Origin of the sequence: Paraburkholderia sp. RL17-368-BIF-A, assembly GCF_046054045.1 — a bacterium.
GTDB classification, from domain to species: domain Bacteria; phylum Pseudomonadota; class Gammaproteobacteria; order Burkholderiales; family Burkholderiaceae; genus Paraburkholderia; species Paraburkholderia graminis.
Genome location: NZ_JARESN010000018.1, coordinates 1 through 22,627 on the forward strand (window position 1 = coordinate 1; position 22,627 = coordinate 22,627).

24 protein-coding genes are annotated in these 22,627 nt (G+C 63.5%); 4 read left to right on the forward strand and 20 right to left on the reverse strand.

The window, feature by feature from the left end:
• The coding region (gene uvrC / locus P0D87_RS25460; protein WP_408637073.1) for an excinuclease ABC subunit UvrC at positions 1–1,126 on the reverse strand (1,126 nt) is incomplete at its 3' end.
• Between the two features lie 153 nt (positions 1,127–1,279).
• Between uvrC and earP the strand changes: the two genes are divergently transcribed.
• Together earP and efp are read left to right on the forward strand one after the other, a co-directional pair.
• Positions 1,280–2,494, forward strand: coding sequence for an elongation factor P maturation arginine rhamnosyltransferase EarP (earP, locus tag P0D87_RS25465; RefSeq protein WP_053858550.1), 1,215 nt, complete (start codon positions 1,280–1,282; stop codon positions 2,492–2,494).
• 317 nt (positions 2,495–2,811) lie between these two features.
• A complete protein-coding gene (gene efp / locus P0D87_RS25470; RefSeq protein WP_006051954.1) occupies positions 2,812–3,369 on the forward strand; it encodes an elongation factor P in 558 nt (185 codons plus the stop codon).
• Between the two features lie 17 nt (positions 3,370–3,386).
• Here efp and P0D87_RS25475 read toward each other — a convergent pair whose 3' ends face one another.
• On the reverse strand, positions 3,387–3,572 hold the full coding sequence (locus P0D87_RS25475; protein ID WP_149029192.1) for a hypothetical protein: 186 nt from the start codon (positions 3,570–3,572) through the stop codon (positions 3,387–3,389).
• 56 nt (positions 3,573–3,628) lie between these two features.
• On the opposite strand from P0D87_RS25475, the gene P0D87_RS25480 reads away from it, so the two are divergent.
• Entirely contained in the window at positions 3,629–3,835 is a 207-nt protein-coding gene (locus P0D87_RS25480; protein ID WP_029967776.1) for a CsbD family protein, read from the forward strand.
• Positions 3,836–4,191: 356 nt separating this feature from the next.
• Entirely contained in the window at positions 4,192–5,574 is a 1,383-nt protein-coding gene (locus P0D87_RS25485) for a sigma-54-dependent transcriptional regulator (protein WP_006051952.1), read from the forward strand.
• A gap of 73 nt (positions 5,575–5,647) precedes the next feature.
• On the opposite strand, the gene nagZ is transcribed toward P0D87_RS25485, so the two are convergent.
• The 18 genes from nagZ to fabD form a co-directional block, all read right to left on the reverse strand.
• Positions 5,648–6,676 (reverse strand): beta-N-acetylhexosaminidase, encoded by a 1,029-nt coding sequence (gene nagZ, locus P0D87_RS25490; RefSeq protein WP_029967778.1) that lies wholly within the window; start codon positions 6,674–6,676, stop codon positions 5,648–5,650.
• Positions 6,677–6,742: 66 nt separating this feature from the next.
• Positions 6,743–7,159, reverse strand: a complete 417-nt coding sequence (gene acpS / locus P0D87_RS25495) for a holo-ACP synthase (protein WP_053858551.1) — start codon at positions 7,157–7,159, stop codon at positions 6,743–6,745.
• Between the two features lie 25 nt (positions 7,160–7,184).
• Complete coding sequence (gene pdxJ / locus P0D87_RS25500) at positions 7,185–7,949, reverse strand: pyridoxine 5'-phosphate synthase (RefSeq protein ID WP_006051949.1); 765 nt, start codon at positions 7,947–7,949, stop codon at positions 7,185–7,187.
• Positions 7,946–8,869 carry a DNA repair protein RecO gene (gene recO, locus P0D87_RS25505; protein WP_053858552.1) on the reverse strand — a complete coding sequence of 308 codons (924 nt, stop codon included), beginning with the start codon at positions 8,867–8,869 and terminating at the stop codon, positions 7,946–7,948. Before recO ends, pdxJ begins: the two co-directional genes overlap by 4 nt.
• The gene (gene era, locus P0D87_RS25510) at positions 8,856–9,755 is read right to left on the reverse strand and encodes a GTPase Era (RefSeq protein WP_029967782.1); all 900 of its coding nucleotides are present in this window, start codon (positions 9,753–9,755) and stop codon (positions 8,856–8,858) included. The genes recO and era overlap by 14 nt, the downstream gene beginning before the upstream one ends.
• A 51-nt stretch (positions 9,756–9,806) precedes the next feature.
• Entirely contained in the window at positions 9,807–11,072 is a 1,266-nt protein-coding gene (gene rnc / locus P0D87_RS25515; protein WP_082367021.1) for a ribonuclease III, read from the reverse strand.
• A 139-nt stretch (positions 11,073–11,211) separates the two neighbouring features.
• On the reverse strand, positions 11,212–12,105 hold the full coding sequence (gene lepB, locus P0D87_RS25520) for a signal peptidase I (RefSeq protein WP_029967785.1): 894 nt from the start codon (positions 12,103–12,105) through the stop codon (positions 11,212–11,214).
• 18 nt (positions 12,106–12,123) lie between these two features.
• Positions 12,124–13,917, reverse strand: a complete 1,794-nt coding sequence (gene lepA, locus P0D87_RS25525) for a translation elongation factor 4 (protein ID WP_006051944.1) — start codon at positions 13,915–13,917, stop codon at positions 12,124–12,126.
• Between the two features lie 213 nt (positions 13,918–14,130).
• Entirely contained in the window at positions 14,131–14,406 is a 276-nt protein-coding gene (locus P0D87_RS25530) for a glutaredoxin family protein (RefSeq protein WP_029967786.1), read from the reverse strand.
• Positions 14,403–15,920, reverse strand: a complete 1,518-nt coding sequence (locus tag P0D87_RS25535; RefSeq protein ID WP_053858554.1) for a DegQ family serine endoprotease — start codon at positions 15,918–15,920, stop codon at positions 14,403–14,405. The genes P0D87_RS25530 and P0D87_RS25535 overlap by 4 nt, the downstream gene beginning before the upstream one ends.
• A 35-nt stretch (positions 15,921–15,955) precedes the next feature.
• Positions 15,956–16,999, reverse strand: coding sequence for a MucB/RseB C-terminal domain-containing protein (locus P0D87_RS25540; protein ID WP_029967788.1), 1,044 nt, complete (start codon positions 16,997–16,999; stop codon positions 15,956–15,958).
• Between the two features lie 4 nt (positions 17,000–17,003).
• On the reverse strand, positions 17,004–17,636 hold the full coding sequence (locus P0D87_RS25545; RefSeq protein WP_006051940.1) for a sigma-E factor negative regulatory protein: 633 nt from the start codon (positions 17,634–17,636) through the stop codon (positions 17,004–17,006).
• 83 nt (positions 17,637–17,719) lie between these two features.
• The gene (rpoE, locus tag P0D87_RS25550; RefSeq protein ID WP_006051939.1) at positions 17,720–18,319 is read right to left on the reverse strand and encodes an RNA polymerase sigma factor RpoE; all 600 of its coding nucleotides are present in this window, start codon (positions 18,317–18,319) and stop codon (positions 17,720–17,722) included.
• A 115-nt stretch (positions 18,320–18,434) separates the two neighbouring features.
• Complete coding sequence (locus tag P0D87_RS25555; protein ID WP_494478600.1) at positions 18,435–18,866, reverse strand: protein YgfX; 432 nt, start codon at positions 18,864–18,866, stop codon at positions 18,435–18,437.
• Between the two features lie 70 nt (positions 18,867–18,936).
• A complete protein-coding gene (gene fabF, locus P0D87_RS25560; RefSeq protein ID WP_029967791.1) occupies positions 18,937–20,175 on the reverse strand; it encodes a beta-ketoacyl-ACP synthase II in 1,239 nt (412 codons plus the stop codon).
• Between the two features lie 243 nt (positions 20,176–20,418).
• Positions 20,419–20,658, reverse strand: a complete 240-nt coding sequence (gene acpP, locus P0D87_RS25565) for an acyl carrier protein (protein ID WP_004197638.1) — start codon at positions 20,656–20,658, stop codon at positions 20,419–20,421.
• Between the two features lie 150 nt (positions 20,659–20,808).
• The gene (gene fabG / locus P0D87_RS25570) at positions 20,809–21,558 is read right to left on the reverse strand and encodes a 3-oxoacyl-ACP reductase FabG (protein ID WP_006051936.1); all 750 of its coding nucleotides are present in this window, start codon (positions 21,556–21,558) and stop codon (positions 20,809–20,811) included.
• A 73-nt stretch (positions 21,559–21,631) separates the two neighbouring features.
• A complete protein-coding gene (gene fabD, locus P0D87_RS25575; RefSeq protein ID WP_053858555.1) occupies positions 21,632–22,567 on the reverse strand; it encodes an ACP S-malonyltransferase in 936 nt (311 codons plus the stop codon).
• Between the last annotated feature and the right edge of the window lie 60 nt (positions 22,568–22,627).

Sequence of the window (22,627 nt, forward strand, 5' to 3'; positions counted from 1 at the left end):
CGGCGTCGGCTTCGGCGTCGGCGTCGGCTTCGGCGTCGGCTTCGGCGTCGGCGTTGGCGTCGGCTTCGCCCGCCTCGTCTTCTTCAGGCGGCAACTCCTGTGCGATTGCGAGCGCGTCCGCATCGAGCGACCCAGCCTCGTTGCCCGCGCTCTCTTCAACTGACGACCCCGCATCCAACGCAACCTCAGTAAGCGCGCCCTCATCTCCTGCGTCTTCCAGCCCGCCCTCGTCCGCGGTCAACGCACTTTCGACGTGCGCAGGGAAATACGCCTTGTCGCCGAGATGCCGGCCGCCGCGCACCATCGCGAGATTCACGCAGACGCGCCCGCCCAGCGCGACCACGGCGAGAATATCGACGTCGCTGTCGCTGCCGACCTCGATCGCCTGCTGATGCAGCACCGTCGACAGCGAACTCATCTGGTTGCGCACCGCCGCGGCCTGCTCGAACTTCAGCTCGCTCGCGAACGCATGCATCTTCTGCTCAAGCTCCTTCATCACCTCGCCCTGGCGGCCGAGCAGAAAGCGCGACGCGTTGGCGACGTCGCGTGCATAGTCTTCTTCGTTGATGTTGCCGACGCACGGCGCCGTGCAGCGGCCGATCTGATGCAGCAGACACGGCCGCGTGCGGTTGTTGAAGACGGAGTCCTCGCAGGTACGCAACTGGAACACGCGCTGCAGGATCTGGATGCTCTCGCGCACGGCCCACGCGCTCGGAAACGGCCCGAAGTACTGGTTCTTGCGATCCACCGAGCCGCGGTAATACGCCATGCGCGGAAACTTGTGACCGGTCAGCTTCAGATACGGATACGACTTGTCGTCGCGAAACAGAATGTTGTAGCGCGGCGCGAGCGCCTTGATCAGATTGTTTTCGAGCAGCAGCGCCTCGGCCTCGGAGCGCGTCACGGTCGTCTCAATGCGCGCGATGCGCGTCACCATCATCGCGATGCGCGGCGACAGTTGCGTCTTCGTGAAATAGCTCGACACGCGCTTTTTCAGGTCGCGCGCCTTGCCGACGTACAGCACGGCGCCGTGCGTATCGTAATAGCGATAGACGCCTGGCAGATGCGGCAACTGGGCGAGCACTTTCTTGGGCTCGAATTCGATGCTTGCTTCGGGTTCGGTCATGCAGGATCGGCTGGTGGAACTGTCTTGCGAAGCGGCGCGCCGTGGGCCGCGCGCCGCATGAGCGCCGGCGCAAGAAAATCCGACGGGTGCTTCTTCGTGCGAGTGCTTTAGAATCGCCAGTTTAGAACATTCCGCGTCCGCCGGAGCCCTGCGATGTCCTCCACTGCGCCGCTTGCCGGCCCGTCTGCCGGCTCGTCTATCGAATCGCCCGCAGCGACGCCCGTAGCGATCGCCTGCGATATTTTCTGCGCGGTGATCGACAATTTCGGCGACATCGGCGTGTGCTGGCGCCTCGCGCGGCAACTCGCGAGCGAACACGGCTGGCAGGTGCGCGTCTTCGTCGACGATCTGCATGCGTTCCAGAGACTGTGCCCGTCGCTCGCGCTGGATCGCGCGCGGCAGGCGGTGGACGGGATCGTCGTGGAGCATTGGCACACGCCGGCGCACGCGGGCGACACGCTCGAAATCGCAGACGTCGTCATCGAAGCATTTGCCTGCGAGCTGCCGCCCGTCTACGTGGCGGCGATGGCGCAGCGCGAGCGCGCGCCCGTGTGGATCAACCTCGAATATCTGAGCGCCGAAGACTGGGTCGCGGATTTTCATCTGCGGCCGTCGCCGCATCCTCGCTATCCGCTCGTCAAGACGTTCTTCTTTCCGGGACTCGGCCCGGGCACCGGCGGCGTGCTGAAGGAGAACGATCTGGATGCAGCGCGCGCCGCGTTCGAAGCGTCGCCCGCTGCGCGCGACGCGTGGTGGCGGAAAACCGTGGGCCGCGCGCCGCCGGTCGGCGCCACGGTCGTCTCGCTGTTCGCCTACGAAAATCCCGCCGTCGACAGTCTGCTCGAACAATGGCGCGACGGCGACGAGCCGATCGTGCTACTCGCGCCGGAGGGCCGCATTTCCGGCGCGCTGGCGCGCTTTTTCGGGCTGGCTTCGTTCGGCGCGGGCGCGCACGCAGAACGCGGCGCGCTGAACGCGCACGGCCTCGCATTCACCGAACAATCCGGATACGACGCGCTGCTGTGGGCAAGCGACGTCAACTTCGTGCGTGGCGAAGATTCGTTCGTGCGCGCGCAATGGGCCGCGAAGCCCTTTGTCTGGCACATCTACCCGCAAGCCGACGACGCCCATCTGCCGAAACTCGACGCCGCGCTCGCGCACTACGCCCGCACGCTTCCCGCCGATGCCGCCGCTGCGCTCGCCGGCTTCTGGCATGCATGGAACGGCGCCGGCGCGCCCGACTGGGCAGCGCTGCGCCGCCACTACCCGGCGCTGCGGCGGCGCGCGCTCGAATGGGCCGGCGAGCTGGCGCAAGTCGGCGACCTCGCCGGAAATCTCGCCTTGTTCACAAAAACTCAGTTAAAATAAGCGGTTATCCAACGGCCGACGACGCAAGCGCGGTCCGATCGCAGCAAAAAATCCTGGTGTTTCCGGTTTCGTCCGAGCTCTTTTCCGACCTAAAACGGTCGCAAAGGCGAGGCAGAGTCGGAATAACCCGCGTCAGGACCATGCTGCCGAGCGGCGCCACTCGTGAATCCCGCGGCAAGCCAACCACGCTTCGTGCATCGCCTCCCGTCATGCCGCCTCGTCGCGGCGCGGCGCAACGCGCAGGAAACGTCGAAGCCGCTTGCGCCGTATGCCGTTGAGCACAAGTTGAAGCTATTAATTTCGTACAGGACAGTTTTATGAAGACCGCACAGGAACTCCGCACCGGCAACGTCGTGATGATCGGCACAGACGCAATGGTCGTGCAAAAGGCCGAGTACAACAAATCGGGCCGCAACTCCGCCGTCGTCAAGATGAAGTTCAAGAATCTGCTGACCGGCGCAGGCATGGAAAGCGTCTACAAGGCAGACGACAAGTTCGACGTCGTCGTGCTGGAGCGCAAGGAAGTGACGTACTCGTACTTCGCCGACCCGATGTACGTGTTCATGGACGCCGACTACAACCAGTATGAAGTCGAAGCCGAAATGATGGGCGACGCGATGAACTACCTCGAAGACGGCATGGCTTGCGAAGTCGTGTTCTACAACGAGAAGGCCATCTCGGTCGAACTGCCGACCACGCTGGTTCGCGAAATCATCTACACGGAACCGGCTGTCAAGGGCGACACGTCGTCGGGCAAGGTGCTCAAGAACGCTAAGCTGAACACCGGTTTCGAACTGCAAGTGCCGCTTTTCTGCAACATCGGCGACAAGATCGAAATCGACACGCGCACGCACGAGTACCGCAGCCGCGCCTAAACGCCGGCAACCTGATCTCAGCGCAATGCATCGCGCGCTGAGAAAAAATACGAAAGCGCCCAAATGGGCGCTTTTTCTTTTTTGTGCCGCCGAGTATCGTTGAGGAAAACTTTACCGGCAATTTTGTCCAAATTGCCGGTCGCGTTGCCCGATCTTGCCGCCCGCGCCGATGTAAGCCCTTGATCTAGCAAATCAAAGCGCATTGGCACAAGTCATGCTAGTCAGCACTTACCTTATGTTTGTCGACCGGAGATGCGAGATGAACAACGACATCGCTGAAGGCAAGTGGAAGCAGCTCGTTGGCAAAGCCAAGGCGGCGTGGGGCGAGCTCACCGACGACGAATTGACGCAGGCCGAAGGCCGCGCCGACCGTCTCGCCGGGCTGATCCAGGAACGCTACGGCAAAAGCCGCGAAGACGCCGAGCGCGAAGTGCGCCGCTTTTTCGACAGCAACCGCGATTTTTGACAGCAGAACCGACGTAAATACCGGCGCCCTTGCCGGCCACGCCGTGGCCGCAAGGATGCCGGCGGATTTGGACCGGGGGCAGCGCGACGTGCATCGGTGCTTCGCGAACCGCCCTTTTGCTACAGCAAAGGACCCGAACTACGTGAGTCGACTCGCCGTCCGCTTCGCCCGGCGCCCTGCGCGCCGGATACCGCGCTCATGCCGACTGGAAGGCCGCTGCTACGCCGCCTCGGCTGAGGCTGCGCGCGTGGCGACGCATCCGACCGACAGTACCGGCCAGCCATCGTGCCCCCGCCACGCGCAGCAATTGCAGCGCGGCAACGGATATTCCATTCATTTAAAAAGTTGCGCTCGCCATGCCACACGCCCTGATTGTTGAAGACGATCCCAATAGCCTGTCTGGTCTGTCCGCCATTCTTGCTGCCGACGGCTTTTCCGTCGACACGGCGACGACCATCGCCGAGGCACGGGCCGCGCTCACACGCTTCATCCCCGATGTCGTGCTGGTCGACCTGAATCTCCCGGACGGCAGCGGGCTCGACCTGTTGCAGCATCTGCCCGCGCATCCGCCAGGCGGCGCGTTGCCGGTCATCGTCATGACGGGCAACGCGACCGTCGAAAGCGCGATCGAGGGCTTGCGGCACGGCATCTGGGACTATCTGCTGAAGCCCGTCAACATTCCGCGGCTGCGCAGTCTGCTCGCGCGCATTCCGCGGCCGTACGAGCTGACCGAGGAAGTTCAGACGCTGCGTACGTCGCTGCGCCAACTGGGTCGCTTCGGCTCGATGCTCGGGCGCAGCGGCGCGATGCAGCACGTCTACGACACCATCGAACATATCGCGCCGACTGAAGCGGCCGTGTTGATTTCAGGCGAAGCCGGCACCGGCAAGCAGGTCGCCGCGCGCACGATGCACGACATGAGCCGGCGCCGCAAAGGTCCTTTCGTGACGCTCGACTGCCGCAGCGCGGGCGGCACGGCGGCGCTGCGTTCGCTGGACAGCATTCTGTTCGGCCACGAACGCGGCGCGTTCAGCGGCGCGGAGCAGCGCGAGCCTGGTCTCTTCGAGCAGGCGAGCGGCGGGACGCTTTTCATCGACGAAATCGCGGAGTTGCCGCGCGCCCAGCAGGAGGCGCTGCTGCGCGCGCTCGATTCGCAGACCTTCATGCGCGTCGGCGGCACGAGCCAGGTGGTGACCGATTTCCGCCTGATCGCGTCGACGCGCAAGGCGCCGCGCGCCGCGGTCGCCGACGGCAGCCTGCACGAAGATCTCGCGCTGCGCCTCGAAGCCGCCGCCGTGACGCTGCCGCCGTTGCGCGAGCGCGGCGAGGACCCGGCGCTGATCGCGCAGGCCATCGTCGACGAACTGAATCAGGACGCCGCTGCGCGCGGCGCGTCGGATGTCGCGAAACAGGTCGGGCCGAATTTCCTGCGCGAATGTCTGAGCTACGAATGGCCGGGCAACGTGCGTGAGCTGGAGGACCGCGTGCGGCGCGCCTATCTCGCGTCGGGCGATGTGCTCGAATCGCTGCGCGCCGACGAAGCGGGCTCCGTCAACGGCCGCGATCTGAACGGCAGCCGCGTGCAGGTCACGGTCGGCACGCCGCTCGCCGATGTCGAAGAGATGCTGATTCGCGCGACGCTCGATGCGGTCGGCGGCACGCGTCATCGCGCGGCGTCGCTGCTCGGTATCAGTCCCAAGACGCTCTATAACAAGCTGCAGCGGATGCGGCTGAACTGACACGCGCGAACGTGCAATGAAAAACGGCGCCTTGTGAACAAGGCGCCGTTTTCTTGTTGCCTCCGCTCGCCGCTCAGGCGAACGCGCTGCGCAGCAACGTCTGCGCTTGCAGATACTGCGGCTGCGCGACCAGCTTGCTCCACTTGAGCGCCTTGCCGCGCGGGCGCATGCGCTTAAGCCGCTGCTGCGATTCCTTCGACGGCGTGAAGCGCAACTCGTCCAGCACCTTTTCGGCCTGTTCCGGCTGATTGCAGATCAGCACCATGTCGCAGCCGGCCTGCAGCGCCGCGGTCGCGCCTTCGGTCAGCGTGCCGCCCTGCCGCGCGGCTTCCATCGACAGGTCGTCGCTGAAAATCGCGCCTTCGAAGCGCAGCTTGCCGCGCAGAATCTCCTGCAGCCACACGCGCGAGAAACCCGCCGGCTTCGAGTCGACTTGCGGATAGACGACGTGCGCGGGAATCACCGAGCCCAGCGACAAACCGAGCCAATCGTACGGCGCGACGTCGTCGCGCAGAATTTCGTCGAGCGAACGATCGTCGACGGGCATCGCGACGTGCGAATCGGCATGGGCAAAACCGTGCCCCGGAAAATGCTTGCCGCAGTTGCTCATGCCGGCCAGCGCGAGACCGTGGTTGAGGCTCTTGGCAAGCAGCGTCACCACGCGCGGATCGCTATGAAACGCGCGATCGCCGATCACCTGCGACTGCCCGTAGTTCAGATCGAGCACCGGCGTGAAGCTCATGTCGACGCCGCACGCGCGCAGCTCGGAAGCGAGGATATAGCCGACCGCGGTCGTGACCTTGGTGGCGTGCAGAACGTCGCTGTCCCACAGCGCGCCGAGCTTGCCCATCGCCGGAAGCACGGTGAAACCGTCGGTGCGAAAACGTTGCACGCGGCCGCCTTCGTGATCGACCGCGATCAGCAGATCGTCGCGAATCGCGCGGATCGAATCGGTCAGCGCGATGAGTTGCGCGCGGCTCTCGTAGTGGCGCGCGAACAGGATCACGCCGCCGGTCATCGGGTGAGCAAGGCGGCGCTTGTCGTCGTCGTTCAGCGTTTTGCCGACGACGTCGAGCATCACCGGTCCGGGAATGGTTTTCATCGAATTCCGTTGGAAGATTGCGTGCAAGGACAGACGCGGCCGTTTCGGCCGCATTCGGAGTGGTGTCTATTCAACGCGGGATGACGGCTCAGCGCTTTCCGCGATCACAAACGACACCGCGTAATCGCGCTCGTCGCTGATCGTGACGCGCGCGGTGATGCCGCGCGCCTCGAGCCATTCGGCGAGTTCGCCCGATGCGACCACCATCGGCTCGCCGCTCGGCTTGTTGAGCGTTTGCAGCGCGCGCCATGTCATCGGCCAGTGCATGCCGAGGCCGATCGCCTTCGAGAAGGCTTCCTTCGCCGAAAAGCGCGTGGCCAGAAACGCGAGCCCGCGCGCCGCGGACCGCGCATTGCGTGCGTGATAGACGCGCAGTTCGTCGGGGCCGAGCACCTTCTCGGCAAAGCGGCCGTTGGTGCGCGTCATCACCGCGGCGACGCGGCTCACTTGCACGATGTCCGTGCCGATACCGTAGATCGTCATAGGCGCGACCGTCCCGGCGACGGCATCAGGCGCGTGCGCCGAGACGCGCGGCGACCATGATCGCCTTCATCTCGCGCACCGCGTTGTCCCAGCCCGCGAAGATCGCGTGCGCGACGATCGCATGACCGATGTTCAGTTCGACGATGCCGTCGATCGCCGCGATCTGCTGGACGTTCGTGTAGTGCAGGCCGTGGCCCGCATTGACCTTGATGCCGAGCGTCGCGCCGAATTCGACCGCGCGGACCACGCGCTCGTATTCGCGCTGCTGTTCCGCGGGATCGTGCGCTTCGGCGTAGCGGCCGGTATGCAGCTCGATCACCGGCGCGCCCGCTTCGTGCGCCGCGCGAATCTGCGTCTCGTCAGGATCGATGAAAAGCGACACGCGCGAGTTCGCGTCCGCAAGCTGCCTGCATGCAGCGCGCACGGCCTCGAACTGGCCGGCCACGTCGAGCCCGCCTTCGGTCGTCAGCTCCTGGCGCTTTTCCGGCACGAGGCAGACGTCGTGCGGCTGCACGTCGCAAGCGATGTCGAGCATTTCCTGCGTGACCGCGCATTCGAGATTCATCCGCGTCTTCAGCAGCGGACGCAGCGCGCGCACGTCGGCGTCGACGATATGGCGGCGGTCCTCGCGCAGGTGCAACGTGATGGCGTCGGCGCCGGCCTCCTCCGCCATCAACGCGGCGCGGATCGGGTCGGGGTACGACGTGCCGCGCGCGTTGCGCAGCGTGGCGACGTGATCGATATTCACGCCGAGATCGATCACATTCGGCGACGTTAGAAAGAAGCTCATAAGTTCTGCAAGTCGATCAGGATCTGGCGCGTCGCGAGCGGCGTGCCGCCAAGGTAAGTATTGAGCAGAAAGCGCATCAGCGTTTTGCTTTGCGCCACGGTCTGCGCTCGATGGTAATCGTCCTGTTCCATATCGAGCAAGGTTTGGCCCGCGACCACGGGCCATTGCGCGGGCAAGTCGTCGGAGGCTTCGCGCACGCCGCGCTCGGGGTCGAACACGTAGCGTTTGCCGGCATCGACCGCTTTGCGCGTGACCGTCCGATCGAGCGACATCGCGTAACCGGTCTCGCGCAAAAGCACGCGCTCGAACGAGCGCAGCACCTGCACGGGCGGCTCGTCATGCGCGAGGCGTGTCATCGTGACGACGTAGTGATGGAACAGTTGCGGATGCGGATCTTCGCGCGCGCAGAACTTCACGAGCAGCTCGTTCACGTAGAAGCCGCACAGGAGCGCGTCGCCCGTCAAAGGCAACATGCCGCCGACCCATTCGGCGCCGGTCAGCGTGCGCACTTCCGACTTGCCCGACCACGACAGCGCGAGCGGCTGGAACGTCTGCAACACGCCGCGCAACGCCGAGTGCGGACGCTTCGCGCCCTTCGCGACGAGCGCGAGGCGGCCATGATCGCGCGACAACACGTCGATGATCAGACTCGTCTCGCGATACGGATAGCTGTGCAGAACGAATGCGGGCTGCTCGGCGATCCGGTATTCGGAAGCGGAGCCCGAGCGCGACGACTTGCGAGCCGGCGTCTTGCGCGGCTCGTCGCCGGCAGCGCCGGCATCGGCGCTGGAGGTCTTTCTGGTGGAAGTTTGGCGGCTAGCGCGCGTGGACTTCGCGCGGCCGCGCGACGGCTCGGCCGACTCGGAGTCGTCCGGGTCGGTGCCGGAATTCAGCGTGACCCACGCGTCATTCGTACCCATACGCACGAAGTCCTGCTTCGTTGTCGGCCCAGCCGCTCTTCACCTTGATGAAGGTTTCGAGATATATCGGGCCGTCGAACAGCCTTTCCATGTCAAGGCGCGCCTCGGTGCTGATCTGCTTCAGCTTCGCGCCTTTCTGGCCGATGATCATTGCCTTGTGCGTATCGCGTTCGACGAGAATCGTCGCGAAGATTCGGCGCAGGCGCCCTTCGGTTTCGAACTTGTCGATCAGCACGGTGCTCGTGTACGGCAGTTCGTCGCCGGTCCAGCGAAACACTTTTTCACGCAGGATTTCGGCCGCCAGAAAGCGTTCGCTGCGATCGGTGAGATCGTCTTCGCCGTAGATCGGCGCGCCTTCCGGCAGATACGGTTTGATGGTCGCCATCAGACGCTTGATGTCGTCGGGGTTCTTGGCCGACAGCGGCACGATCTCGTTGAACGGACGCAGCGCGCTCATCTGCTGCATGAACGGGAACAGCGAATCCTTATCCGACACGCGATCGAGCTTGTTCGCGATCAGCAGCGTGGGCACCGACGGCGGAATCAGGTCGAGCACCTTCTGGTCGTCCGGGCCGAAACGGCCGGCTTCGATCACGAACAGGATCGCATCGACGGAAGTCAGCGTGGACGTCACCGCGCGGTTCAGCGAACGGTTCAGCGCGCCGCTGTGCTTGGTCTGAAAGCCGGGTGTGTCGACGAAAATGTACTGGACGTCTTCGAGCGTGTGAATGCCGGTGATGCGATGGCGCGTAGTCTGCGCCTTGCGCGACGTGATGCTGACTTTCTGGCCGACCAGCGCGTTCATCAGCGTCGATTTGCCGACGTTCGGACGGCCGACGATCGCGACCATGCCGCAGCGAAAACCAGTGGGAGTGGGAGCGTTCATATTCGGGCTACGGCAGGTTCGGGGACGCGCAGAAGTCGCGCGCCGGGGCAATCAATGGCCCGCGTCGGCGACGCGCGTTTGTACCGCGTCGGCTACGCCGGGTTCGTGTTCGGTGGGCGCCGCCGCGTTCGTTGCGGGCGATGCGGAGCTGGCCGCCGCATTGGTCGCTGCACTGGCCGCCGCACTAGCCGCGGCGTCGCGAGTGCGGTGCGGCTTGTCGGTTGTGCGGGCGGCGGGTTCGGCGGGTTTTGGGTCGGTGGGCCTGGCTTCGGCGGGCTTCGCTTCGGCCATCTTCGGTTCGGCGGCGGGCTTGTCTAGCTTGTCGGCTTTATCCGCCTTTTCGCCCCTTTCGACCCTGTCCGCGCGCTCCAGCTTCTCCGGCGCGCTGTACTCGACATGCGCGGCGCGAATCACCGCGAGCGGCGCAGCGACGGCCGCCACCGCGATCGCCGTGCGTTCCGGTATCGGTTCAGCGGCCGGCGCCGTCCGCATTTCGCCGCGCGCTGCCGCGCGTTCGTTCTTGCGGTCGGGACTGCGCAAATCCAGCGCTGCCTGCACGCCAGTCACGCCCGGCACAATCTCAGCCTCGGCCTTTTTCGCCGCGCGCGCGCCCTTCGACCGCTTCGACTTGGAGACGACAGCCGGCGCCGCGGCCATGACTTCGTCGAGCGCCTTCTTCGCCGCGGCTTGCTCTGCCGCGCGGCGGCTCGCGCCCGAGCCGGACACCTTCACGTCCAGCTTCGGCACGGTGCATTCGACTTCGAACTGCTGGTTGTGCGCCGCACCATGCGTGGCGACGACGGTGTACGTCGGCAACGCAATCTTGTGTCCCTGCAGATATTCCTGAAGGAGCGTCTTGGCGTCCTTGCCGAGCGTGCGCGGGTCGATATGATCGAGAATCGGCACGTAAAGACGTTTGATGACCGTCTGCGCGGCGTCAAAGCCGCCGTCGAGGAACACCGCGCCCAGCACGGCTTCGAGCGTATCGGCGAGAATCGACGGCCGACGGAAGCCGCCGCTGCGCAGTTCGCCCTCGCCGAGGCGAAGACCTTCGGAAATATTCAGGGCCTGAGCGATTTCGTACAGCGATTGCTGCTTGACCAGATTTGCACGGACGCGCGACAAATCGCCTTCGTCTAGCTTGCCGAAACGTTGGAACAAAAGCGCAGCCACCGCGCAGTTCAGAACGGAGTCGCCAAGAAATTCGAGCCGTTCGTTATGCGTGGAACTGTGACTGCGGTGCGTTAAAGCCTGGCGCAACAATTCCGCATTGCGAAATTCATAGCGCAGACGGCTTTCCAACGGAGATGAGGGCATGGGCAGAGTATAACGCGGGCGCCGTACCGGGCGAAAACGCGGTACGGCCAGCGGAAAAAGCGTGGTGAAGCGACGTTACCGGACTTTCTTAAAGTGGCGTGATAGCACGTTGCCACTTACAGGGATCGCGCGTGATCGCTCACTGGAACGAACCGATGCGCTTGAGATTGCTGAAGTTCATCCAGATAAAAAACGCGCGGCCGACGATATTCTTGTCCGGCGCAAAGCCCCAATAGCGGCTGTCCGCACTGTTATCGCGGTTATCGCCCATCATGAAGTAATTGCCCGGCGGCACCTTGCAGATCACGCCGCGCGCGTTGTAGCTGCAGTTATCGCGATACGGATAATCTTCGGCGCCCACGATAAACGGCGGCACCGCGGGATTGTTCAGAATCGCGTTCTTGCGACCGTCGAGATTTTCTTCGAACTGCTTCGCATAGCCGAGACGCTCTTCGTCGAGATAATCGGGCAGCGGCGTTTCGGGCACCGGCTTGCCGTTGATGGTCAGCTGCTTGTCCTGATAGGCAACGGTGTCGCCGGGCAAGCCGATCACGCGCTTGATGTAGTCGACCGACTCGTCTTTCGGGTAGCGGAACACGACCACGTCGCCGCGCTGAAGCGGACGGCCTTCGGTGATTTTCGTATTGACGATCGGCAGACGCAGGCCGTAATCGAATTTATTGACGAGGATGAAATCGCCCACCAGCAGCGTCGGCACCATCGAACCGGACGGAATCTTGAACGGCTCGACAACGAACGAGCGCACCACGAAAACCACCAGAATGACGGGGAAAAAGCTCGCCGAATACTCGAGCCACCAGGGCTGGCGCAGCTTGTCGTCACGCAGACGCGCGCGCGTTTGAGCGGCGTTTTCGTCGGCGAAACGCTCGCCCACGCGTTCCTGCTGACGGTCGAACTCGGCGACCACGGCATCTGCCGCGCGCCGCCGTTGCGGCATAAACACCAGTTTGTCTGCGACCCATGCGACGCCCGTCAAAACGACGAGCACAAAAAGAATCAGCGCAAAATTCATAGGGTTCCGTTGTTCGTCTTATTTGTCTTCGACACGCAGGATGGCGAGGAAAGCCTCTTGCGGAATCTCGACGGACCCCACTTGCTTCATTCGCTTCTTGCCTGCCTTCTGCTTTTCCAGCAGCTTCTTTTTACGAGAAATGTCGCCGCCGTAGCATTTTGCCAGCACGTTCTTACGCAACGCTTTAATGTTTTCACGCGCGATGATGTTCGAGCCGATGGTGGCCTGAACCGCCACGTCGTACATTTGCCGCGGAATAAGCTCGCGCATTTTCGCCGCGACTTCGCGGCCGCGATACTGGCTTTGCGAACGGTGCACGATGACCGACAGCGCGTCCACCTTGTCGCCGTTGATCAGCATGTCGACCTTCACGACATCCGATGCGCGGTATTCCTTGAACTCGTAATCCATCGACGCATAGCCGCGCGAAATGGACTTCAGGCGATCGAAGAAGTCGAGCACGACTTCGCCCATCGGAATTTCGTAGGTCAGCTGCACCTGGCGGCCGTGATATTGCATGTTGATCTGCGTGCCGCGCTTTTGCGTGCACAACGTGATCACCGGGCCGACGTAGTCTTGCGGCATGTACAGATTCACGGTGACGATCGGCTCGCGCACTTCCTCGATCTTCGACGGCTCCGGCATCTTGGCCGGATTCTCGACCATGATGGTCGTGCCGTCGCGTTGCACGACTTCGTAGACCACCGTGGGCGCCGTGGTGATCAGGTCCATATCGAACTCGCGCTCAAGACGTTCCTGCACGATCTCCATATGCAGCAGCCCCAGGAAGCCGCAGCGGAAACCGAAGCCAAGCGCTTGCGAAACTTCCGGCTCGTATTGCAGCGACGCGTCGTTGAGCTTCAGCTTTTCGAGCGAGTCGCGCAGCGCGTCGTACTGGTTTGCTTCGACCGGATAGAGACCGGCGAACACCTGCGGCTTCACTTCCTTGAAGCCCGGCAGCGGCTCAGCAGCCGGACGATTCAGCAGCGTGACCGTATCGCCCACTTTCGCCGCGGCCAATTCCTTGATGCCCGCGATGATGAAGCCCACCTGCCCCGCCGACAGCGATTCCAGATTCTTCGACTTCGGCGTGAACACGCCGACATGCTCGACCGGATATTGGGCGCCGGTAGCCATCATGCGAATTCTGTCTTTCGGACGCAGCGTGCCGTTGACGATACGCACCAGCATGACGACGCCGACGTAGTTGTCGAACCACGAGTCGATGATCAACGCCTGCAGCGGCGCTTCAGGATCGCCCTTCGGCGGCGGCACCTTCGCGATCAGCGCTTCGAGCACGTCTTCGACGCCCTGGCCGGTCTTCGCGCTGCAATGCGTGGCGTCGGTTGCGTCGATGCCGATCACATCTTCGATTTCGGCGATCGCGTTCTCGGGATTGGCGGCCGGCAAATCGATCTTGTTGAGCACCGGAATGACGTCGACGCCGAGTTCGATTGCCGTGTAGCAGTTCGCGACCGTTTGCGCCTCGACGCCCTGGCTCGCGTCGACAACCAGCAGCGCGCCTTCGCACGCGGACAGCGAGCGGCTGACTTCGTACGAGAAGTCGACGTGGCCCGGCGTGTCGATCATGTTGAGGTTGTAGACCTTGCCGTCGCGCGCGCGATACGCCAGCGCCGCGGTTTGCGCCTTGATGGTGATGCCGCGCTCGCGCTCGAGGTCCATCGAGTCGAGCACCTGGGCTTCCATCTCGCGGTCGGACAAGCCGCCGCAAATCTGGATGATGCGATCGGCAAGCGTCGACTTGCCGTGGTCGATGTGCGCAATGATCGAGAAGTTACGAATATGATCCATTCAGTGCCGATCAAGCAAAAAAGGCGCGCTCGGACAATAGCGGAGCACGCCTTGTAAGTAGGTGAAAAACCTGTCTATTTTAGCCGAAAAGGCAGGTGCCCGGCGGATCTTGCGAGGGTGGGACGGCGAGACGAACGGCGCAGCACGCGCGATTCGACCGCCGCCAGAGCTGAAAGCGCGTGCCAGCGCCTGATGACGAGAGCGCGGCCGCTCTCAACGTGTGGCCGCCGATGCGGCCTTAGCGCGCGCCATGAGCGCAGCGCGCACCCGCGATTCGTCCAGATGGTAATGACACAGCTCGACGCCGTCGCACAGCAAAACCGGCACAAGTTCGTTGTAGCGGGCTTCGAGCAACGGGTCGCTGTCGACGTCGACAACTTCGACCTGCGCGCCGAACTCGGCCAGCAAGGGCTCGAGCGCGGCGCGCATGTCGTCGCACAGATGGCACCACGCGCGCCCGTAGAGCGTGAGCGGCGCCCTCTCCGTCATTTCTGAACGCCGCGCGGACGAATCGGCACGAACTGCGTGTTCTCGCCGCGGCGAACCAGCAGCGCGACCATCTTTTGCGAATCCAGGTGCGAGCTCAGTTCGTCGAACTGCTTCGCGCTCGTGATGTCGGTATCGCCGACGCGCAAAATGATGTCGCCCTTCTGCAAGCCGACTCGCGCAGCGGGACCGTCGACTGCGTCGATCTGCACGCCGTTGCGCAGTTTGAGCGCGCGCAACTGATCGGCCGGAATGTCGCTGACGGCCACGCCCAGGACGTTCGTGGCGCGCTGCTTCGGCGGCTGCGGCTTCTTCTGGTCGGCCTTGGCGGTCTTGTCCGGCTGCATTTCGGCGATGGTGACCGGCAGATCGCGCGTCTGGCCCTTGCGCCACACGGTGATGGTGGCCTTCGTGCCCGGCTTCGTGTCGCCGACCATGCGCGGCAGGTCAGTCGCCGTATCGACCGAATGGCCGTTGAACTTCAGGATGATGTCGCCCGGCTGCACACCGGCCTTGTCCGCCGGGCCGCCCGGCTCGACACTGCTGACGAGCGCGCCCTGCGCCTTCGGCAAGCCGAGCGAATCGGCAACGTCTTTGGTCACTTCGCCGATTGCCACGGCGATCCGGCCGCGCACGACCTTGCCCGACGCCTTGAGCTGATCGGCGACGCGCATCGCTTCGTCGATCGGAATCGCGAACGAAATGCCCATGAAACCGCCGGTCCGGCTGTAGATCTGCGAGTTGATGCCGATCACCTCGCCCTGCATGTTGATGAGCGGCCCGCCCGAGTTGCCCGGATTGACGGCCACGTCGGTCTGGATGAACGGCAGATAGTCGCCGGTGTCGCGCCCCTTCGCGCTGACGATGCCGGCCGTCACCGTGTTTTCGAGGCCGAACGGCGAACCGATCGCGACGACCCACTCGCCCACGCGAACCTTGTTCGAATCGCCGATGGTGATGGTCGGCAGATTAGCGGCGCTGATCTTCACGACTGCGACGTCGGTGCGATCGTCCACGCCGATGAGCTTCGCCTTGAACTCGCGCTTGTCGGTCAGCGTGACGTAGATGGTGTCCGCGTCGTCGATGACGTGCGCGTTCGTCATCACGTAGCCGTCAGCCGACAGGATGAAGCCCGAGCCGACGCCGCTGTTCTGTTCGGGGTCGTTGCTGTCGGGCGTGTCCTGACCGCCGCCACTTCCGCCGCTGCCACCGTTATCGCCGCCGCGCGGCGCGCCTGGAGATTGCGGCGACTGCGGCATCGGAATGCCGAAAAAGCGCCGGAAGAACTCCGACATGTCGCCGTCGTCCATACCCGGCGGCAACGCGCCGCGCGGGCCGCTGCTCGTCGCGCGCGTGGTCGTGCGAATGTTGACGACCGCCGGACCGACCTTGTCGACAAGGTCGGTGAAGTCGGGCAGATTGGCGGCGGAAGCGGCCGACGCCGTGTGCGGTGCGAACGGCAAACATGCCGCCACCACCGCGGCCGCGAGGAATTTGCGCACCGAGAAAGTCGTCATATCGTAGGAAGCCGAGGGATTCAGGAGTCGGAGAATTACTTCGGAGCCTTGTATTCTATGGCAGAGGCAAATTGCTGCAACGTGGCCTGGGGCACTTCGCCGAGCAGGGTAATCCAGAAATCGCCGCGCCGCTTCACCAGCACGTGCGTCGCGCCGCTGCTGCCCGCGCCTTCCTTGCGCGTGTTGTTCTCAACCGGCTCGATGAACACCGAGACCGCGGCTAGACCATCCGAGAACACGGCCTGGTCGACCGGAATGGTCGGCTGGCCCGCCTCGCGCGCCGCCATCGGACGACGCAATTCGCGGATCTTGCGAAAGCCCGGCACCGAGGCCCCGAACTGCCAGCCTTGTGCAGCCATATCCACCGGTTCAATGGGCGGGCGCACCACGGTCCAGCCGGCGGTATTGCGAATGCCGTTGACAATGCCAGTCTTGTCGACGGGCACGCCGATGCGAATCTGGGAGAACGACAGTTGTTCGAGCACCTGGCCGTTCGGGTCGAGCGTCTGCGCACGCAATAGCAAGCCGGTCTTCTTGTCGGCCCACAGTTTGTAAGCGAAGCGGTACGCGTCTTTCGGATCGAGTTCGATCACCTGACTTTCGACGCCGGCAACGCGATCGTCGCCGAGCAGTTTCGGCTCATACACGGACAGAACCTGTTCGCCGCTCACAGCCAGCAACGCGGGGAACGAGTCTTTGTTCTGGCGTTTTTCAACGACGCACAAGTGGCGTTCCGGCACGAACGTGTAGAGCTCGTCGTTATGACGCAGCATCTTGCGCGGCTTGCCGTCGAGGCTTTCAAGTTGCTCGAATTCGCCGTCGGCACGGGTCGCGTAATGGGCGATGCGCGACGTTTGAACGAAGTTGCCGCGCTGATAAACGAACGCGCCCTCGTAGTTCTGCTGCTGCGCGGCCTGGTGAATGCGATCGAGGAGATCGGCGGCCGTGCGGCGGGCGACGAGCGGATCGTCGGTTTGTGCAAAGACCCCCGGTGTCGCGGACAACAATACGGCTGCGCAGAAGAGAAATGCCGGCAGCCGCCCCCAGATAGTCGTTTTATTGAACCGCGGAGTCTGCATCAAACTATTGGCCTTGCGTGGAAACGGCGGCAGCGCGGATCAGCGGCATGGAACCCGGCATGACCGGTTGCTGCGCGAATTGCTGATGTGCTTCCAGATACTGGTCGAGACTCGCGTCGCGAATGATGTTGGCGTCTTGCGCGACCGGCATCACATTCGCCGAGGGCACGGACGCCATCGCGACCTTTTGCAGCGCATCGCCATGCGAGGACACCGAGGCGACCTGCGTCGCGCCGGGGCCGCCCGGCACGCCCTGCAGTTGCGGCACGACGATCCACGTCAGCGTGGCGGCCGCGGCAGCGACTGCGAAAGCCGGCACCACGCGGCGACGCAGCGCCAGCAGACGGCGCGTAACCGGCTGAGCGGATGGCGCGAGCAGATGCGGCTCGCTTTCGAAGCGCGCAGCGAATCCGCTCAGGAACGCGTTGCTAGCCGCGGAACCGACCGCCAGATCGTCGGAACGCAATGCGTCGCCGATCAGGTGATAGCTGGACCATGCGGCGCGATCTTCGCCGTCCAGCTCGGACACAAACTTGTCCACATTCAGATGCTCTTCACCGAACAGCTCGCCGTCGACAAAAGCTGACAGACGCTCGCCGCGCGAACTGGCTTGCGATTGCATCGAGACCGACCCCATGATGCTCCCCATCTTACGAAAACCCCGTAGTGACACCACTAATCCAGATATTGCACCCGAGCCCCGTTCGGCGCGCTAGTGACTTACCAGCGCTTGCCTTCGGGTGTGTCAAGCAACGGACGCAATTTTGCCGCAATGGCTTCGCGAGCGCGGAAAATTCGCGATCTGACGGTGCCGATTGGGCAGCCCATCATCTCAGCGATTTCCTCGTAGCTCAAACCTTCAATTTCACGAAGAGTAATGGCGGTACGCAGCTCTTCCGGTAAAACCGCCATCGCAGCATTGACCGTCTCAGCGATCTGCTTGCTCATCAACATCGACTCAGGCGTGTTGATATCCCTTAGTTGGTCGGCGTCCGAGAAAGTTTCAGCTTCTTCAGCATCTGCTTCGGTCGATGTGGGTGCGCGCCGGCCCTGGGTCGCAAGGTAGTTCTTCGCGGTGTTGACCGCAATCCGGTACAACCACGTATAAAACGCGGATTCCCCGCGAAATTGCGGCAACGCCCGGTACGCCTTGATGAAAGCGTCTTGTGCAACGTCTTCGACTTCGGCGGGATCGCGCACGAGGCGCGAAATCAGCCGGAGAATCTTGCGGTGGTATTTGGAGACCAGAAGCTCGAACGCGGCCTTGTCGCCCTTCTGGACGCGCTCGACCAGCACCTGATCAATTTCTTTTTCGCTCACCTGATAAATCCGTTAACTTGAGGGCGCATGACGGGGGCACCATTGTAGCGTCCCCCTCGGCGAGGCACGTTACGGAGGTCATGCCGCGCGGTAACAGCGGTTACAGTCGTAACAGTCACGCGCCGGCGCGGCGCCGGGCGCGCACCGCCAACTCGCGAAAGACCGCTGGCGGGACGGTGTCGGCGGGAACCAGCAGCGTTTGCCGGCCACCCTCGTCCGGCTTCAGGATGAGCACCAGCAAACGGTCGCCCCAGTGCGCGCAGCCCGCTATGCGGCCTTGTGCGAGCAGGATACCGGCCCGCCCCCACGCAATGAGATTCTCGCGGCCGATCTGCAGAGCCACAGGTTGCGCCCGGTCGTGCCTCAGCGCGCAAAGCGCGAGGAGCGCGAACACGGCAAGCGTCAACGGAACCGCCTGCCACGCGCCGAGCCACGGCGACACGCAGCGATAAACCGCCGCCGACGCCGTCGCTACAAAAGCAGCCGACGCAACGCGCATCGCGAAAGAGCGCCGCAGCGCAATTAGCTGCGGCGCTCTTTCGGACATAGCCGTTGTTTCAGGGCAAAGCGCCGGCGAGGCCGGCGCCGTCGACTGGTGCGTCACCCGGCTACGAGCGTCAGGCGCGTTTGAACACGAGCGTGCCGTTCGTGCCGCCGAACCCGAACGAGTTCTTCAGCGCGACGTCGATCTTCATCTCCCGCGCGGTATTGGCGCAGTAGTCCAGGTCGCACTCGGGGTCCTGGTTGAAGATGTTGATCGTGGGCGGCGACACCTGATGATGCACGGCGAGCACAGTGAACACGGACTCGAGACCGCCGGCGCCGCCGAGCAGGTGACCCGTCATCGACTTCGTCGAATTCACGACGATGTTCCTGGCGTGGTCGCCGAATGCGCGCTTGATGCCGGTGGTTTCAGCCAGATCGCCGAGCGGCGTGGACGTGCCATGCGCGTTCAGGTAATTCACCTGATCCGCGTTGATGGCCGCGTTCTTCATGGCCGCGAGCATGCAGCGGCGTGCGCCGTCGCCGTCTTCGAGCGGTGCGGTCATGTGATACGCGTCGCCGCTCATCCCATAGCCGCCGACTTCCGCGTAGATCTTCGCGCCGCGCGCCTTCGCGTGTTCATACTCTTCCAGCACCATCACGCCGGCGCCTTCACCGAGCACGAAACCGTCGCGGTCCTTGTCCCACGGACGGCTCGCCGTTGCCGGATCGTCATTGCGCTGCGACAGCGCGCGCGCCGCCGCGAAGCCGCCGATACCGAGCGGCGACACGGTCGATTCAGCGCCGCCCGCGATCATCACGTCGGCGTCGCCGTATTCGATCAGGCGCGAAGCCTCGCCGATACAGTGCAGACCCGTCGTACACGCGGTGACGATCGCCAGATTCGGACCCTTGATGCCGAACTTGATCGACAGATGACCCGAGATCATGTTGATGATCGACGCCGGCACGAAGAACGGCGAAATGCGGCGCGGGCCGCGATTGAGCAGCTCGGTCTGCGTGACTTCGATCATCGGCAGACCGCCGATGCCCGAGCCGACCACGACGCCGATACGCTCCGAATTCTCGTCGGTGACTTCAAGGCCGCTGTCCTGCATCGCCTGGATGCCGGCAGCCACGCCGTAATGGATGAACGTGTCCATGTGGCGCGCTTCCTTACCGGGGATGTAGTCCTCGATATTGAAGCCCTTCACCTCGCCGGCGAAACGAGTCGAGAAGTTCGTAGCGTCGAACTTCGTGATATTGGCAATACCCGACTTGCCGGCGACCAGATTGGCCCAGCCGTCGGCAACATTATTGCCAACAGGCGAAATCAGCCCCAGGCCTGTAACAACAACACGACGGCGGCTCACGGTAACCCCTTTTTCATAGATGACAAAAGCAAAAGCCACAGCGGCCACAGGAACCTGCCCTGTGTACCCTGTGGCTGTTAAGTCGGCAATCGCGCGGAAACTTGCGCTGTCAACATCGCTGGCTCCTGCATGGCAACTCTTGCGACAAGCGGCGTGGCAAAACACGCCAGCCCCGATAGCGTCGGCAACCGACGCGGCAGGGCGTCATGCGCCGCGAACGCAGAAACGCAGGCGCGAATGACCTTAGGCCTTGACGTTTGCGCGAGCGTAGTCGATCGCTTGCTGAACGGTGGTGATCTTCTCGGCTTCTTCATCCGGAATTTCCATGCCGAATTCGTCTTCGAGGGCCATCACGAGTTCAACCGTGTCCAGCGAGTCGGCGCCGAGGTCGTTCACGAACGAAGCTTCGTTCTTGATTTCAGCTTCGGCCACGCCCAGTTGTTCTGCGACGATCTTCTTGACGCGCTGTTCGATATTGTCCATTACCCCTCCAAGGGAAAGAAGTTCAAAAATACAGGTGCGCGCATTTTATCAGGTTTGACCCGGCAAAAAAGCGGCGCATCAGGTTGCTGTCAAGGCATGCGCCTTACGCATTCGCAAACGCATCAAGGCGCGGATAGTAACCGAATTTGGTTACGACATGTACATTCCGCCGTTCACATGCATCGTCGTGCCGGTGATGTAACCGGCTTGCGGCGACGCGAGGAATGCGACAGCGTGCGCGATGTCTTCCGGGCTGCCGAGACGGCCCAGCGGAATCTGCGTTTTCAGCGCGGTTTGCTGCTCTTCGGGCAACGTGCGCGTCATGTCGGTATCGATGAAGCCAGGCGCCACGCAATTCACCGTGATGCCGCGGCTGCCGATCTCGCGTGCGAGCGCGCGCGTCATGCCCGCCACGCCCGCTTTCGCCGCGGCGTAATTGATCTGCCCAGGGTTGCCCGCCGAACCGACCACCGACGTGATGTTGATGATGCGCCCGCCCTTCGCCTTCATCATCGGACGCAGCACCGCGCGCGACAGACGGAACACCGACTTCAGATTGGTGTCGATCACCGCATCCCAGTCGTCGTCTTTCATGCGCATGGCGAGTTGATCCTGCGTGATGCCGGCGTTGTTCACGAGCACGCTGAGCGTGCCGAATTCCTTCACCGTGCCGTCGATCAGCGCTTCCGCAGCCGCTGCGTCGTTCACGTCGAGCACCGCGCCGCGGCCGCTCACGCCGGCTGCATTGAACGCTTCGCTGATGGCCGCCGCGCCGCTTTCGCTCGTCGCCGTGCCGATCACGGTAGCGCCCTGGCGCGCGAGTTCCATGGCGATGGCGCGGCCGATGCCGCGCGAGGCGCCCGTTACGATTGCGATGTGCTTGTCGAGATTCTTTTCCATCTGTCGATCCGAATGCCCTTCGCAGGGCTGATTGATTGCCGATACGAGTTGCCGCGTCTGTGCGGCGTCGCGCTTAGCCTGCTGTCACGAGCTTGAGCGTTTCCTCGAGCGAGGCCGGATCGAACACCGAAGCGCCGACCAGATTGCCGTCGATGCGTTTGGTCAGGCCCGCAAGGACCTTGCCCGGCCCGCATTCGACGACGTGCGTGACGCCTTGCGCGGCCATTGCCTGCACGCTCTCGACCCAGCGCACCGCACCGGCCGCCTGACGCACCAGCGCGTCTTTGATCTGCGCCGGCTCGTTGACGATCGCGACGTCGACATTGTTGATGACGGGGATCGACGGCACCTTCACGTCGACGCTCGCCAGGTACTCGCGCAGTTGATCCGAAGCGGGCTTGAGCAACGACGAGTGGAACGGCGCAGACACCGGCAGCGGCAACGCGCGCTTCGCGCCCTTCGCTTTCGCCACTTCGCACGCTTTCTCGACAGCAGCCTTGTGCCCCGCGATCACGACTTGCGCCGGCGCATTGAAATTGACCGCTTCGACGACGCCTGCAACCGACGCTTCCGCGCACACCGCGCGCACCGTGTCGTCGTCGAGACCGAGAATCGCGGCCATGCCGCCTTCGCCGACGGGCACTGCCGTTTGCATGGCCTGCGCGCGAAAGCGCACCAGCGGCACGGCATCGCGAAATGCGATCGCACCGGCCGCGACGAGCGCCGTGTATTCGCCGAGGCTATGACCCGCGACGATCGCCGGCGCCGGGCCGCCCGCCTGCTGCCACGCGCGATAGATCGCGTAGGCCGCGGTGAGCATGACCGGCTGTGTGTTGGTGGTGAGATTCAGATCTTCGGCGGGACCTTCGGCGATCAGCTTGCCGAGGTCCTGATTGAGCGCGTCGGAGGCTTCCTGAACCGTCTCGCGCACGATGGCGTGATCGGCAAACGCGTTGAGCATGCCGACCGATTGCGAACCCTGTCCGGGAAAAACGAACGCAAATTTCATATCGTCCCCAAAAACGATTTAGTCAGATGTAGGCGCGCGGCTTCAAAGCGCGCGGACGCG

Excerpts from the sequence above, each read along its gene's own strand:
- P0D87_RS25485 (WP_006051952.1), top strand. The coding sequence starts at position 4,192 with ATGCCACACGCCCTGATTGTTGAAGACGATCCCAATAGCCTGTCTGGT.
- era (WP_029967782.1), bottom strand. The coding sequence starts at position 9,755 with ATGAACGCTCCCACTCCCACTGGTTTTCGCTGCGGCATGGTCGCGATC.
- fabG (WP_006051936.1), bottom strand. The coding sequence starts at position 21,558 with ATGGAAAAGAATCTCGACAAGCACATCGCAATCGTAACGGGCGCCTCG.
- recO (WP_053858552.1), bottom strand. The coding sequence starts at position 8,869 with ATGGGTACGAATGACGCGTGGGTCACGCTGAATTCCGGCACCGACCCG.
- P0D87_RS25540 (WP_029967788.1), bottom strand. The coding sequence starts at position 16,999 with ATGCAGACTCCGCGGTTCAATAAAACGACTATCTGGGGGCGGCTGCCG.
- nagZ (WP_029967778.1), bottom strand. The coding sequence starts at position 6,676 with ATGAAAACCATTCCCGGACCGGTGATGCTCGACGTCGTCGGCAAAACG.
- P0D87_RS25480 (WP_029967776.1), top strand. The coding sequence starts at position 3,629 with ATGAACAACGACATCGCTGAAGGCAAGTGGAAGCAGCTCGTTGGCAAA.
- P0D87_RS25555 (WP_494478600.1), bottom strand. The coding sequence starts at position 18,866 with ATGTCCGAAAGAGCGCCGCAGCTAATTGCGCTGCGGCGCTCTTTCGCG.
- acpS (WP_053858551.1), bottom strand. The coding sequence starts at position 7,159 with ATGACGATCTACGGTATCGGCACGGACATCGTGCAAGTGAGCCGCGTC.
- rnc (WP_082367021.1), bottom strand. The coding sequence starts at position 11,072 with ATGCCCTCATCTCCGTTGGAAAGCCGTCTGCGCTATGAATTTCGCAAT.
- acpP (WP_004197638.1), bottom strand. The coding sequence starts at position 20,658 with ATGGACAATATCGAACAGCGCGTCAAGAAGATCGTCGCAGAACAACTG.
- P0D87_RS25535 (WP_053858554.1), bottom strand. The coding sequence starts at position 15,920 with ATGACGACTTTCTCGGTGCGCAAATTCCTCGCGGCCGCGGTGGTGGCG.
- lepB (WP_029967785.1), bottom strand. The coding sequence starts at position 12,105 with ATGAATTTTGCGCTGATTCTTTTTGTGCTCGTCGTTTTGACGGGCGTC.
- efp (WP_006051954.1), top strand. The coding sequence starts at position 2,812 with ATGAAGACCGCACAGGAACTCCGCACCGGCAACGTCGTGATGATCGGC.
- P0D87_RS25530 (WP_029967786.1), bottom strand. The coding sequence starts at position 14,406 with ATGACGGAGAGGGCGCCGCTCACGCTCTACGGGCGCGCGTGGTGCCAT.
- pdxJ (WP_006051949.1), bottom strand. The coding sequence starts at position 7,949 with ATGAGCTTCTTTCTAACGTCGCCGAATGTGATCGATCTCGGCGTGAAT.
- lepA (WP_006051944.1), bottom strand. The coding sequence starts at position 13,917 with ATGGATCATATTCGTAACTTCTCGATCATTGCGCACATCGACCACGGC.
- fabD (WP_053858555.1), bottom strand. The coding sequence starts at position 22,567 with ATGAAATTTGCGTTCGTTTTTCCCGGACAGGGTTCGCAATCGGTCGGC.
- earP (WP_053858550.1), top strand. The coding sequence starts at position 1,280 with ATGTCCTCCACTGCGCCGCTTGCCGGCCCGTCTGCCGGCTCGTCTATC.
- P0D87_RS25475 (WP_149029192.1), bottom strand. The coding sequence starts at position 3,572 with ATGCGCTTTGATTTGCTAGATCAAGGGCTTACATCGGCGCGGGCGGCA.
- P0D87_RS25545 (WP_006051940.1), bottom strand. The coding sequence starts at position 17,636 with ATGGGGTCGGTCTCGATGCAATCGCAAGCCAGTTCGCGCGGCGAGCGT.